The organism is Streptomyces sp. ISL-36 (assembly GCF_018614205.1).
In the GTDB taxonomy this organism is placed as follows: domain Bacteria; phylum Actinomycetota; class Actinomycetes; order Streptomycetales; family Streptomycetaceae; genus Streptomyces.
The window spans coordinates 1-11893 of sequence record NZ_JAGGOS010000138.1 but is presented as its reverse complement, the minus strand read 5'-3'; the positions used below and the strand labels follow the sequence as shown (position 1 = coordinate 11893).

Sequence of the window (11893 nt, the reverse complement as noted above, 5' to 3'; positions counted from 1 at the left end):
CGCGCTGGGGGCACCACCCGCCGAAGGTGGGGGGAGCAGAGGCGCGGCCTTCGCTGTCGTCTGCGGCCCGGCGGCCGGGCGTGCGCCGGTCACCTCAGCAGACCCTTCATCTCGATCGTCGGCAGCGCCTTGAGCGCCGCCTCCTCCGCCTCGCGGGCCGCCTCCGCCGCGTTCACGCCGAGCTTGGAGCCCTGGATCTTCTGGTGGAGCTTGAGGATCGCGTCCATCAGCATCTCCGGGCGCGGCGGGCAGCCCGGCAAATAGATGTCAACCGGAACAATGTGATCAACGCCCTGCACAATCGCGTAATTGTTGAACATCCCACCCGAAGACGCGCAGACCCCCATGGAGATGACCCACTTGGGGTTGGGCATCTGGTCATAGACCTGCCGCAGCACGGGCGCCATCTTCTGGCTGACCCGGCCGGCCACGATCATCAGGTCGGCCTGGCGCGGTGAGCCGCGGAAGACCTCCATGCCGAAGCGCGCGAGGTCGTAGCGGCCCGCGCCGGTGGTCATCATCTCGATGGCGCAGCAGGCGAGGCCGAAGGTCGCGGGGAAGACGGACGACTTGCGCACCCAGCCCGCGGCCTGTTCGACCGTCGTCAGCAGGAAACCGCTCGGCAGCTTCTCTTCGATTCCCATGACTGTGCTCCCAGCCCCTCAGTCCCATTCCAGGCCGCCGCGCCGCCACACATAGGCGTAGGCGACGAAGACGGTGAGCACGAAGAGCAGCATCTCCACGAGCCCGAAAAGCCCCAGGGCGTCGAAGGTGACGGCCCAGGGATAGAGGAAGACGATCTCGATGTCGAAGACGATGAAGAGCATCGCCGTGAGGTAGTACTTGATCGGGAAGCGGCCGCCTCCGGCGGGAGTGGGCGTCGGCTCGATGCCGCACTCGTACGCCTCAAGCTTGGCCCTGTTGTACCGCTTTGGGCCGATTAGCGTGGCCATGACCACGGAGAAGATCGCAAACCCTGCCCCGAGGGAGCCGAGCACGAGGATGGGCGCGTACGCATTCACGCTCCTCGCTCCTTCCAGTCGTCCTTGACCGTTGGACCGCAGCGGGCATTCGTCTCGCCGCCTCGAAGATCGCGTACATGTGAGGCAGTTCACAAGCCCGTTTGCCACGCATCCTATGCCCGTCGATCTGTGATCTGCGACACGGGGTACGACAAGGACTTTGTGATCTCCACCACGAGGCGAACGATCATGAATTCGGATGAACGGTGATCTTCATACGAGAAGTAGTCAAGTGAGCACGAGCCGTGACATGCGGGCAGGTTGTCGCTGGTCGGAGCCGCCTTGCCCTATCAAACGATGGTGACTACAGGCAAATTCGCGATGGACTCGCACGGGTGATAGAGGGCTCACCCCACTCGGCCGGGGGGCCGTGGGGAGCGAAGTGGACGCATTCGCGCGTTCACGAACGCCGAGCGGAGCCCGGGAGTTGGTCCGGTGTGACCTGCGCCACTTCACTCACACCCCGTCAAGTGTGGGGCTTGGCCAACCGCGTGAAGAGGTGGTAAGCGCCGGTCAATTCGGACGTTTCGCGGAAAACCCGTGATCAAGGGCCTGATGACGGGTGCCCGAATTGCCCGTTACGGCGTCAATAAGGGTGCCAGGAAAGCGGATTAAGTGGTTCCAGACGTAACTGTGGCGCAACCCACGTTTCTTGAAGGGAACCGTGAAGCCCTGATAGCGGTTGTACTCATGTCCCACACCGCTCACATACCCAGCCACCGGAAACCCCGCCGCAGCGCCTCGAAGCTCGCGCTCCGTGCCGGAGTTGCCGGTGGCGTCCTCAGCACCATCGCGGTGGCCGGTGCTGCCGGGCCGGCGAATGCCGAGCCGGTGACCGAGACCATCGAGATGCCCACGATCGGCTCGATCGACACCGAGCTGGCGAGCGCCGTCTCCGCCTCCGCCGAGGCATCCCAGCAGGAGGCCCTCGACCTGAGCCTGCGGGCCCAGGAGGACGCCGCCATCGCCAAGGCCGCCCAGGACGCCAGGAAGGCCAAGGCCGAGGCGGACCGCAAGGCCGAGGCCGAGAGGGCCGAGAAGGCCCGCGCCGAGGCCCAGGAGCGCGCGTCCCGCACCCAGGCGCGCACGCAGCTCTCCGCCGCCTCGGACGACGACAGCGGCTCGTCGTTCAGCAGCGACAGCAGCACGCAGGCTCCCTCCGGCTCCGCCGCGGCGATCGTCGCCTTCGCCCGCGCCCAGATCGGCGACGCCTACGTCTCCGGTGGCACCGGTCCCAACTCCTGGGACTGCTCCGGTCTCGTCCAGGCCGCCTACCGCCAGGCCAACATCGACCTGCCCCGCGTCTCCAGCTCGCAGTCGAGCATGGGCACCTCCGTCTCGCTGAGCAACCTCCAGCCGGGCGACATCCTCTACTGGGGCAGCCGCAGCGGCTCGTACCACGTGGCGATCTACGTGGGCGGCGGCATGTACGTCGGCGCCCAGAACTCGTCCACCGGCGTCGTCGAGCGCTCCCTGGACTGGGACACCCCGTCCGGCGCCGTGCGGATCCTCTGACCCCGGCACCTCTTCCACGGTGAAGGGCCGTCACTCCTCGGGGGAGCGACGGCCCTTCGGTATATCCACCTATGGGTGATTACTTCCGGAATGCCTCGATGAGCCGGGCGTAGCTGTCCCCACCGTGCCCCGCCTCGACCGCGCCCCGCATCAGCTCCAGGTGCAGCCGCGGCAGCCGCCCGTCGACACCGCGCTCCTCCCCCGCGTGCAGCAGATGCCCGATGGCCGCCACCTGGACGTCGATGGTGGCGTCCGCGCCCGGATACTCGCCCTCGTCGATCTGCTCGGCGTACCCGGTCATGAACCAGGAGACCGTCTTCAGCCAGCGGGTGGCGATCGCCGTGAAGTCCCGGGCCGCCACCCCGTCCGCGCCGGTGAGAGCGGTGGCGTGCAGCCAGCCGCCGAAGACCGACCACATGAGCCCGAGCAGTCCGGCGTCGTAGAGCGAGGCGAGCCCCGCGTCCGCGCCGAGGTCGACCGGGTCGCCGAGCACGGCCAGGGTCGCGCGGTGCCGGGCGAGCAGCTCAGGCCCGCCCGCGTAGAGGATCATGTGGGCGCTGTCGCCGATCCCCGGCGGGGTCGTCATGACGCCCCCGTCGAGATAGCCGATGCCGTGGTCCGCCGCCCACTGCGCCTCCGCGCGGGCCTGTTCGGGCGAGCCGGTCGTGAGGTTGACGAGGACCCTGCCGCGCAGCGAACCGGCCACCGGGTCGAGGAGCGTCCGTACGGCGGCGTAGTCGAGGACGCAGACGACGACCAGGCCGCTCGCGGCGACCGCCTCGGCGACCGTGGCGGCGCGGGTGGCGCCGCGGGCCACGAGGGGGTCGGCCTTGGCGGGGGTCCGGTTCCAGACGGTGGTGGGGTGTCCGGCCTCCAGGAAGGCGGCGGCGAGCGCCGCGCCCATCTGCCCGAGGCCGATCACGCTGACGGGGGTCCTGACGTTCTGTTCGTTCATGCGGTCCACGCTCGCAGCGGCGGAATCCGGCCGACAGTGGCAGGACTGACGGCGCCCGCACCATTCCTGCCATAGGGTCGCGATCATGAGTGCGGGAGTGGTCGCCGTCGCCGTCGTACCGGACCGGCGGATCGGGACATCGCTGTGGGAGCTGTACGAGATCGCCATCGCCTGCGCCGTCTTCGGCAACCCGCAACCGGACCTGGCCGACCCCTGGTACGAGCTGCGGCTGTGCGGGGAGGCGGGGCCGGGAGTGTTCTCGCTGCGGACGGAGTACGGCCTCGAAGGGCTCGCCGGCGCGGACACGGTCATCGTGCCGTCCGTCCCCGACGCGGTCGTGGAGGACGGCGAGGAGGTGCCGGCCGAGCTGGTGGACGCCTTGCGCGCGGCCGCCGCGTCCGGGGCGCGGATGGTGTCGCTGTGCACGGGCGCGTTCGCACTCGCCGCGGCCGGTCTCCTCGACGGACGCCGGGCCACCGCCCACTGGCAGCACACCGCCCAGCTCGCCGCCCGCCACCCGGCGGTCCTGGTCGACGACTCCGTGCTCTACACGGACGAGGGAGGCGTGTCGACGAGCGCCGGGGCCACCGCCGCGCTCGATCTCTGTCTGCATCTCGTACGGAAGGACCTCGGCGCCACGGTCGCCGGACAGCTGGCCCGGCGTCTGGTCGTCCCCGCCCACCGCGCCGGGGGCCAGGCCCAGTTCATCGAGGCGCCGCTGCCCCCGAACGAGGACGACCGCCTCGGCCCCGTACTCCAGTGGGCCACGGAGAACCTCGCCCGGCCGCTGACCGTCGAGGAGCTGGCGCGGCGGGCCCGGATGAGCCCGCGCACCTTCCACCGCCGCCTCCAGGAGGCCTGCGGGACCACACCGCTGCAGTGGCTGCTCCAGCAGCGGGTGGCCCGCGCACAGACGCTGCTCGAATCGACCGACCTGCCCGTCGAGCAGATCGGCGATCACAGCGGGCTCGGTACGGCGGCCAACCTGCGGCGCCACTTCACCCGTACCGTCGGGGTCTCGCCGAGCGACTACCGCCGGGCGTTCAGGCCTTCGGGGCCACCTTCGACAGGCCGTTGATGATGCGGTCCATCGCGTCGCCGCCCGTCGGGTCGGTCAGGTTCGCCAGCATCTTCAGCGTGAACTTCATCAGCACCGGGTGGGACAGACCCCGCTGCGTCGCGATCTTCATGATCTTCGGGTTGCCGATGATCTTCACGAAGGCCCGGCCGAGCGTGTAGTACCCGCCGTAGGTGTCCTTCAGGATCTTCGGGTAGTGGTGCAGCGCCAGTTCGCGCTGGGCCGGGGTCGCCCGGGCGTGCGCCTGGACGATGACGTCGGCCGCGATCTGGCCTGACTCCATCGCGTACGCGATGCCCTCGCCGTTGAACGGGTTGACCAGTCCGCCGGCGTCGCCGACGAGCAGCAGGCCCTTGGTGTAGTGCGGCTGGCGGTTGAAGGCCATCGGGAGGGCGGCGCCGCGGATCGGCATCGTCATGTTGTCCGGGGTGAAGCCCCAGTCCTCCGGCATGGAGGCGCACCACGCCTTGAGGACCTCGCGCCAGTCCAGCTCCTTGAAGGCGGCGGACGAGTTCAGGATGCCGAGGCCGACGTTGGACGTGCCGTCGCCCATGCCGAAGATCCAGCCGTAGCCGGGGAGCAGCCGGTCCTGCGGACCGCGCCGGTCCCAGAGCTCCAGCCACGACTCCAGGTAGTCGTCGTCGTGGCGGGGGCTGGTGAAGTACGTCCGTACCGCCACGCCCATCGGCCGGTCCTCCCGCCGGTGCAGGCCCATGGCGAGGGACAGCCGGGTCGAGTTGCCGTCGGCGGCGACGACGAGCGGCGCGTGGAAGGTGACCTCGCGCTTCTCCTCGCCGAGCTTGGCGTGCACGCCGGTGATCCGGCCGGTGCGGTCGTCGACGATCGGGGCGCCGACGTTGCACCGCTCGTACAGCCGCGCGCCGGCCTTCTGCGCCTGCCGCGCGAGCTGCTCGTCGAAGTCGTCCCGCTTGCGGACGAGTCCGTAGTCCGGGTACGAGGCGAGATCCGGCCAGTCGAGCTGGAGCCGGACGCCGCCGCCGATGATCCGCAGGCCCTTGTTGCGCAGCCAGCCCGCCTCCTCGGAGATGTCGATCCCCATGGAGACGAGCTGCTTGGTGGCGCGCGGGGTGAGCCCGTCGCCGCAGACCTTCTCGCGGGGGAACGCGGTCTTCTCCAGGAGCAGAACGTCGAGTCCGGCCTTGGCGAGGTAGTACGCGGTGGTCGAGCCGGCCGGGCCCGCCCCGACGACGATCACATCTGCGCTGTGCTCGGAGAGGGGCTGCTCGGTCACGGCGGATACTCCCGAAGACTAGGGCGGTAGGGGGGCGGTACGGACGTACCGGGGCAGTCTATGGGGGCCCGTCGGGCAGTGTCCGGAGGGCCACCCTCCGTACGAGATGATCAGGCGTGACCATCACCCGTACACACATACGGCGCGGATCGCTGATCACAGCGGTCCTCGCCCTCCTCTGCTCGGCGTTCCTCGTCCTGCCCGCGAACGCCGACGCGCTCCCCTTCGAAGACTGCCCGCAGGGACGGTTCTGCCTCTACGACGGCAGCGGCGGCACCGGCACCCGCACGGACGTCGCCGAGGGCGCCAAGGCCGAGCGGGACGCCGGCACCATCCTCTCCGTCAAGAACAACACCGGCATGTGGGCCTGCATGTACGGCAAGCCCGAGTACGGCGGCGGTCTCCAGACCGTCAAGCCGGGCAACGGCGACGAGTATGTCGAGAACGGCACCCGCTGGGTCGTCGGCTCGTACAAGCTGGTGCCCACCCGCGCGCTGTGCTTCACCGGCTACGAGCGCTGCGCGGACGGCAAGGTCTGCACCTTCGCCGAGCGCAACGGGCGCGGCGCGATGACGGTCCACAACCCGCAGGTCGACGCCCTCACCCAGAACTACGGCAACAGCTACGGCCCCGAGGTCGCCTCCGCGTCCGTGTTCAACCGCACGGCCAAGCACCTCTGCTTCTACCCGACCGACAAGTACAACGGCACCTGGACCCAGGGCACCACGACCTACGGCGCGTACGTCGTGCTGCGCGGCCAGAGCGTCACCGTCCCCGCTCCGTTCGCGGGCACGTTCCGCTCCCACGAGCTCGTCAACGGAACCTCGGAGTGCCAGTGACCACGCCCCTGCGCCCGGCCCTCGCCGCCGCCGCCCTGACCGCCGCCCTCGTCCTGACCACCTCCACCGTCACCGCCTCCAGCGCGGCGGACGCCGTGGTGAGCCCGCTCGCCGCGAACTGGGTACAGACCCCGGTGGCGGGCGCCGACAAGCTTCCCGCCGGGATCACGGTCACCAACTGGACCGAGAAGAACCTGGAGAACCGCACCAGACCCCGCCTCCTCCAGGTCGTCGAGATCGACCCCACCGCCGCCCCGCTCGACCTGTCGAGCACCGTCGGCGCGGGCGACGGCCTGGCCGAGACGGTCGCCGACCAGCTCGCCGGGGTCAGTTCGGTGGCCTCCCGGCACCCCGTGGCCGGCGTCAACGGCAGCCTGTTCAAGTCGGAGCCGTCGCACCCGGACCTGCGGGAGGCGTTGCCCCTCACCCTCCAGCACATGGGCGTCTCGGTCACCGACGGCGTCCTGCACAGCTCCAGTTGCTACGGCGGGGGCCAGGGCACGTCAGGCGCCGTGATCCAGTACGGCGTCCCGTACATCACCAAGCTGCGCACGCAGCTCAGCCTGCAGGCGGCCGACGGCTCCCCCGCCATGGCCTTCGACGACATCAACCGGGACCCCGGACGCGCCCGCGGCTGCGGCCGCGACAAGGACGACAGGCTCGTCGACGAGTCGATCACCCACCAGAGGGGGGTCTACACCGACGCCGACGAGATCGTCCTGTTCACCTCGGACTACAAGTACCCGGTGCCGAAGCCGGACCTCGACGCGACCATCACCACCGACGACGACCCCGGCTACGAGGTCGTCCTCGACTCCACGGGCAAGGTGACGGCGGCCCACGCGGGCCGGGGCGGCGGCAAGGGCAGCACCGTCCAGGTCCGGGTGCCGTCCGGCGGCCGCATCCTGCAGGGCGTCGGCACCGGTGCCACCTGGCTGAGCACCCACGCGCTCGTGGGCACCCACCTGGAGGTCTCCCAGAAGCTGATCGACACCCGGTTCGGCCGGGAGATCCCGCTGGACCCCTCGGTCGACGTCGTGAGCTCCTTCCACCAGCTCCTGCGCGACGGCGCCATCGTGCCCGAACTCGTCGACACCTGCGGCCAGCAGGGCCCCGGCGCCACCCCGGGCACCACGATCTGCACCGACTCTCGGGTCGCCCTCGGCACGAACGTGCGCGGCCACACGGTGCTCGTCACCCTGACGGGACAGCCCCAGGCGGACAACACCACGACCCACGAGGACGGCGCGTGGCTGCACGCGTTCGGCGAGCTCCTGGACTCGGAGGAGCTCGGCCTGATCGACGCGCTCAACCTCGACGGCGGCGGCTCGGCGACCCTGATCACCGCCACCGCCGACAGCACCACCGGCACCATCAACGGCACCACCGTGCGCACCCCGCCGACGGACCGGGTGAACGGCGTGTACGTGCACCGGGCCGTCTCCGACGCGGTGTACGCCGGGATCAGCGGCTACGGCATGTACAAGAAGTAGCCGCGGCCGCCTTACGCCTGCTTGAACCCCCGGTGGAGCGCCACGATCCCGCCGGTCAGGTTCCGCCAGGCCACCTGGGACCAGCCGGACTTCTGCAGCAACTGCGCGAGGGTCGGCTGGTCCGGCCAGGACTGGATGGACTCGGCGAGGTAGACGTACGCGTCCGGGTTGGAGGAGACCGCGCGGGCCACCGGCGGCAGCGCGCGCATCAGGTACTCCTCGTACACCGTGCGGAACGGCGCCCACGTCGGGTGCGAGAACTCGCAGATGACGACCCGGCCGCCCGGCTTCGTCACCCGGTACAGCTCGCGCAGCGCCGCCTCGGTGTCCTGGATGTTGCGCAGCCCGAAGGAGATCGTCACCGCGTCGAAGACGTCGTCGCGGAAGGGCAGCTTCGTCCCGTCGCCGGCCGTCAGCGGCAGCCAGCCGTGCCGCTTCTTGCCCTCGCGCAGCATCCCGAGCGAGAAGTCGCACGGGACGACGTACGCGCCGGTGGCCGCGAACGGCAGCGACGACGTGCCGGTCCCGGCGGCCAGGTCGAGGACCTTCTGCGCGGGGCGGGCGTCGACCGCCTTGGCGACCTCCTTGCGCCAGCGCCGGTCCTGGCCGAGCGAGAGCACGTCGTTGGTCAGGTCGTAGTTCGCCGCCACGTCGTCGAACATCGAGGCGACTTCGTGCGGCTGCTTGTCCAGGGTTGCGCGGGTCACTGGCGTTCGGCCTCGCAGAATCGGTACGGGCGGTACGGAGACAACCCGGCCATTCTCTCAGGCGGGCCCCACGGGTCCGGTGCGGGGCATGCCGGTACGGGGCAGGCCCGTACGGAGCGGGCCGGTACGGGACAGGCCGGTGCGGAGCGGGCCGGTGCGGGGCATGCCGGTACGGGGCAGGCCCGTACGGAGCGGGCCGGTACGGGACAGGCCGGTGCGGAGCGGGCCGGTGCGGGGCAGGCCGGTACGGAGCAGGCCGGTACGGAGCAGGCCGGTGCGGGGCAGGCCGGTACGACCCCGGGTCGGGCCCAGGCCCGCCGGACCGGGTGAGCCGCCGGACCGGGTGAGCCGACAGGGCCACAGCGAGCTGCCGCCGCAACGGGGCGGCCGCACCGGCAGGTTCCCGGCCGGTCAGCGGGCGCGGTAGACCAGGCGGCCGCCGAGCACGGTGGCCACGCAGGTGGCCGCGCCGCGGGCGACGAGGTCGGTCTCGTCGGCGACGTCGAAGGCGGCGAGATCGGCGAGGCCGCCCACGGTCAGCGGGCCGTGCACCGCGCCCGCCAGGTCGTACCCCTCGACGAAGGGGTCGAGGTCGGGCCCGTCCCAGACGGGCGGGGCGAGCACCGACGCCTTCGGCACCTCCCGCAGCCCGGCCCTCGCCACGGCCTGCCGCACCTCGGCCGGCCCGGCCCCGAGGCCCACATGGGTCGTGCCGTGCGCCATCATCCGCTGGATGCCACGCCGCACGCTGCCCGCCATCCGGGCCGCGTCGGGTGCCAGGGCGTCGAAGGCCGGCCCCACGAGGGGGGCGGTGCCCAGTTCGTCCGCCTCGCGCGGGTCCGGGTGGTAGACCCGGGTGAGCAGCCAGTGCCCGTGCCACTGGCGCAGCCCCGGCGTCAGGACGCCCGGCCAGCGGCGCACCCGCGCGCCGGGGTGACGGGCCGCCACCTCCTCGTACGGGCCGAGGGCGGCGATCTCCGCGCCCCGCACGGCGACGGCGCCGCCCGGCACGGGCGCGTGGCCGCCGCCGGGCAGCAGCAGCTCCGCCGCGTGGATCGTCAGCAAGGGAGCGTCAGTTGGCGTTCAGGAGCTTCAGCTCGGGGTGGGCGGTGCCGCCCTCGATCGCCGTGGAGGAGATGTGCGAGGCGACGCGCTCGTCGACCGGGTCGTTCGCCGGGTCGTCGTGGACGACGAGGTGCTCGTACGTCGTGGCGCGCTGCGCCGGCACCCGGCCCGCCTTGCGGATCAGGTCGATGATCTCCATGCGGTTCGAGCGGTGCTTCGCGCCGGCCGAGGAGACCACGTTCTCCTCCAGCATGATCGAGCCCAGGTCATCGGCGCCGTAGTGCAGCGACAGCTGGCCGACCTCCTTGCCCGTGGTGAGCCACGAGCCCTGGATGTGGGCGATGTTGTCCATGAAGAGCCGCGCGATCGCGATCATCCGCAGGTACTCGAAGAGCGTGGCCTGCGTACGGCCCTTGAGGTGGTTGTTCTCGGGCTGGTACGTGTACGGGATGAAGGCCCGGAAGCCGCCCGTCCGGTCCTGCACGTCGCGGATCATCCGCAGGTGCTCGATCCGCTCGGCGTTCGTCTCGCCGGTGCCCATGAGCATCGTGGACGTGGACTCGACGCCCAGACCGTGCGCGATCTCCATGATCTCCAGCCACCGCTCGCCGCTCTCCTTGAGCGGGGCGATCGCCTTGCGCGGCCGCGCGGGCAGCAGCTCCGCGCCCGCGCCGGCGAAGGAGTCGAGACCGGCCGCGTGGATGCGCTGGACGGCCTCCTCCACCGACACCTTGGAGATACGGGCCATGTGCTCGACCTCGGACGCGCCGAGGGAGTGGATGACCAGCTGCGGGAACGCCTGCTTGATGGCGGCGAAGTGCTTCTCGTAGTACTCGACGCCGTAGTCGGGGTGGTGGCCGCCCTGGAACATGATCTGGGTGCCGCCGAGCTCCACGGTCTCCGCGCAGCGGCGCAGGATGTCGTCGAGGTCGCGGGTCCAGCCCTTGGCGGTGTCCTTCGGCGGCGCGTAGAAGGCGCAGAACTTGCAGGCCGTGACGCACACGTTGGTGTAGTTGATGTTGCGCTCGATGATGTACGTCGCGATGTGCTCCGTACCCGCGTACCGGCGGCGTCGTACGGCGTCGGCGGCGGCGCCCAGCGCGTGCAGGGGCGCCGAGCGGTAGAGGTCGAGCGCCTCCTCGGGGGTGATCCGGCCACCCTCTGCGGCGCGGTCGAGGACGGACTGAAGGTCGGCCTTCTCGGTCACCGGGTGAGTCCCTTTCGGAGGGTGGAATCTGAAGGTGTGCCGCGCAGCGCCTCGGCCGGGGTGCTGGTGGGAGGCGGGTGGGCGGGCCGAACCAGCCTACGCCAGGGGATGTCAGGACTTTCGCAGGGTGCCGGTCGGGCGGCCTGCGGCCTCTTCCTCGGAGCGGTACGCGAGGGCGCCGTCGGTGCCGAGGGTGAGGGTGAAGGAGGAGGTGCCGGTCGTGCACAGGCCCGCGGTGCTGGGGCGGGCGGGGTCGGTGCGTTCCGTGATGCGCAGCTCGGTGGCGGTGGCGGCGGTGAGCCGGCCGACGCCGTGGCACTTCACGGTGGTGCCGAGGACGCTGATGACGTGGCTGGTGCGGACGATCTCCTCACCGATCTTCCCCTTGCCGATGACGGCGGTGAAGTCGCCGTGCGGGGAGCCGTTGCGCTCGGTGGTGGGGCCGGTCCAGCTGCCGACGAAGGCGGCGGGTACGGATCCGGCGGGTGCGGTGGCCGCCGGAGGGGTCGAGGGGCGTGCGCCGGTCTTGTCGGCTTCGGCGTCGCGGACTCCGCCGGGCATCAGGTCGAGGAGGTAGCCGGCCCCGAGGGTCACGGCGGCGAGCGCGGTGGTGACGGCGAGCGCGACGGTGCAGCTGACCCGGCGCCCGGCGGCGAGGGAGAGGGAGAGCTTCCGGCCGCCGCCGTCCTCCCGGGTGGTACGGGGCTGGGGCACGCCGGTCTCCGTGGGCGCGCCCGGCGCGGCCGGCGGCCCGCCGGGG

General features: G+C 71.2%; 12 protein-coding genes and 1 pseudogene. 4 read left to right on the top strand and 9 right to left on the bottom strand.

Annotation, left to right across the window (positions count from 1 at the left end; genetic code table 11):
* Positions 1 to 89: 89 nt before the first annotated feature.
* Both J7E93_RS30755 and J7E93_RS30750 read right to left on the bottom strand, forming a co-directional pair.
* Entirely contained in the window at positions 90 to 644 is a 555-nt protein-coding gene (locus J7E93_RS30755; RefSeq protein ID WP_215073299.1) for an NADH-quinone oxidoreductase subunit B family protein, read from the bottom strand.
* Positions 645 to 662: 18 nt separating this feature from the next.
* A complete protein-coding gene (locus tag J7E93_RS30750; RefSeq protein WP_215073298.1) occupies positions 663 to 1022 on the bottom strand; it encodes an NADH-quinone oxidoreductase subunit A in 360 nt (119 codons plus the stop codon).
* A 690-nt stretch (positions 1023 to 1712) separates the two neighbouring features.
* On the opposite strand from J7E93_RS30750, the gene J7E93_RS30745 reads away from it, so the two are divergent.
* Positions 1713 to 2537 carry a C40 family peptidase gene (locus tag J7E93_RS30745; protein ID WP_215073297.1) on the top strand — a complete coding sequence of 275 codons (825 nt, stop codon included), beginning with the start codon at positions 1713 to 1715 and terminating at the stop codon, positions 2535 to 2537.
* 79 nt (positions 2538 to 2616) lie between these two features.
* On the opposite strand, the gene J7E93_RS30740 is transcribed toward J7E93_RS30745, so the two are convergent.
* The gene (locus tag J7E93_RS30740; protein ID WP_215073296.1) at positions 2617 to 3492 is read right to left on the bottom strand and encodes an NAD(P)-dependent oxidoreductase; all 876 of its coding nucleotides are present in this window, start codon (positions 3490 to 3492) and stop codon (positions 2617 to 2619) included.
* A gap of 85 nt (positions 3493 to 3577) precedes the next feature.
* On the opposite strand from J7E93_RS30740, the gene J7E93_RS30735 reads away from it, so the two are divergent.
* A complete protein-coding gene (locus tag J7E93_RS30735; RefSeq protein ID WP_215073295.1) occupies positions 3578 to 4570 on the top strand; it encodes a helix-turn-helix domain-containing protein in 993 nt (330 codons plus the stop codon).
* Here the strand turns inward: J7E93_RS30735 and J7E93_RS30730 are convergent.
* Complete coding sequence (locus J7E93_RS30730; RefSeq protein WP_215073294.1) at positions 4536 to 5822, bottom strand: geranylgeranyl reductase family protein; 1287 nt, start codon at positions 5820 to 5822, stop codon at positions 4536 to 4538. The genes J7E93_RS30735 and J7E93_RS30730 overlap by 35 nt on opposite strands.
* Before the next feature lie 116 nt (positions 5823 to 5938).
* Between J7E93_RS30730 and J7E93_RS30725 the strand changes: the two genes are divergently transcribed.
* Both J7E93_RS30725 and J7E93_RS30720 read left to right on the top strand, forming a co-directional pair.
* Positions 5939 to 6661: a peptidase inhibitor family I36 protein gene (locus J7E93_RS30725; protein ID WP_215073293.1), complete on the top strand. Its 723-nt coding sequence runs from the start codon at positions 5939 to 5941 to the stop codon at positions 6659 to 6661.
* The gene (locus tag J7E93_RS30720) at positions 6658 to 8154 is read left to right on the top strand and encodes a phosphodiester glycosidase family protein (protein WP_215073292.1); all 1497 of its coding nucleotides are present in this window, start codon (positions 6658 to 6660) and stop codon (positions 8152 to 8154) included. Before J7E93_RS30725 ends, J7E93_RS30720 begins: the two co-directional genes overlap by 4 nt.
* An 11-nt stretch (positions 8155 to 8165) precedes the next feature.
* Here J7E93_RS30720 and J7E93_RS30715 read toward each other — a convergent pair whose 3' ends face one another.
* From J7E93_RS30715 to J7E93_RS30695, 5 genes and pseudogenes are all read right to left on the bottom strand, one after another.
* Positions 8166 to 8861 (bottom strand): demethylmenaquinone methyltransferase, encoded by a 696-nt coding sequence (locus J7E93_RS30715; protein WP_215073291.1) that lies wholly within the window; start codon positions 8859 to 8861, stop codon positions 8166 to 8168.
* A gap of 57 nt (positions 8862 to 8918) precedes the next feature.
* A complete protein-coding gene (locus tag J7E93_RS30710) occupies positions 8919 to 9254 on the bottom strand; it encodes a hypothetical protein (protein WP_215073290.1) in 336 nt (111 codons plus the stop codon).
* 18 nt (positions 9255 to 9272) lie between these two features.
* Positions 9273 to 9926 carry a hypothetical protein gene (locus tag J7E93_RS30705; protein WP_215073289.1) on the bottom strand — a complete coding sequence of 218 codons (654 nt, stop codon included), beginning with the start codon at positions 9924 to 9926 and terminating at the stop codon, positions 9273 to 9275.
* 7 nt (positions 9927 to 9933) lie between these two features.
* Entirely contained in the window at positions 9934 to 11133 is a 1200-nt protein-coding gene (mqnC, locus tag J7E93_RS30700; RefSeq protein ID WP_215073288.1) for a cyclic dehypoxanthinyl futalosine synthase, read from the bottom strand.
* Between the two features lie 111 nt (positions 11134 to 11244).
* Positions 11245 to 11893: pseudogene (locus tag J7E93_RS30695) on the bottom strand (serine/threonine protein kinase); the annotation flags it as partial.

What these genes read in the sequence shown, in the direction of transcription:
- J7E93_RS30755 (WP_215073299.1), bottom strand. Translation starts at nt 644, where the DNA reads ATGGGAATCGAAGAGAAGCTGCCGAGCGGTTTCCTGCTGACGACGGTC.
- J7E93_RS30745 (WP_215073297.1), top strand. Translation starts at nt 1,713, where the DNA reads ATGTCCCACACCGCTCACATACCCAGCCACCGGAAACCCCGCCGCAGC.
- J7E93_RS30740 (WP_215073296.1), bottom strand. Translation starts at nt 3,492, where the DNA reads ATGAACGAACAGAACGTCAGGACCCCCGTCAGCGTGATCGGCCTCGGG.
- J7E93_RS30735 (WP_215073295.1), top strand. Translation starts at nt 3,578, where the DNA reads ATGAGTGCGGGAGTGGTCGCCGTCGCCGTCGTACCGGACCGGCGGATC.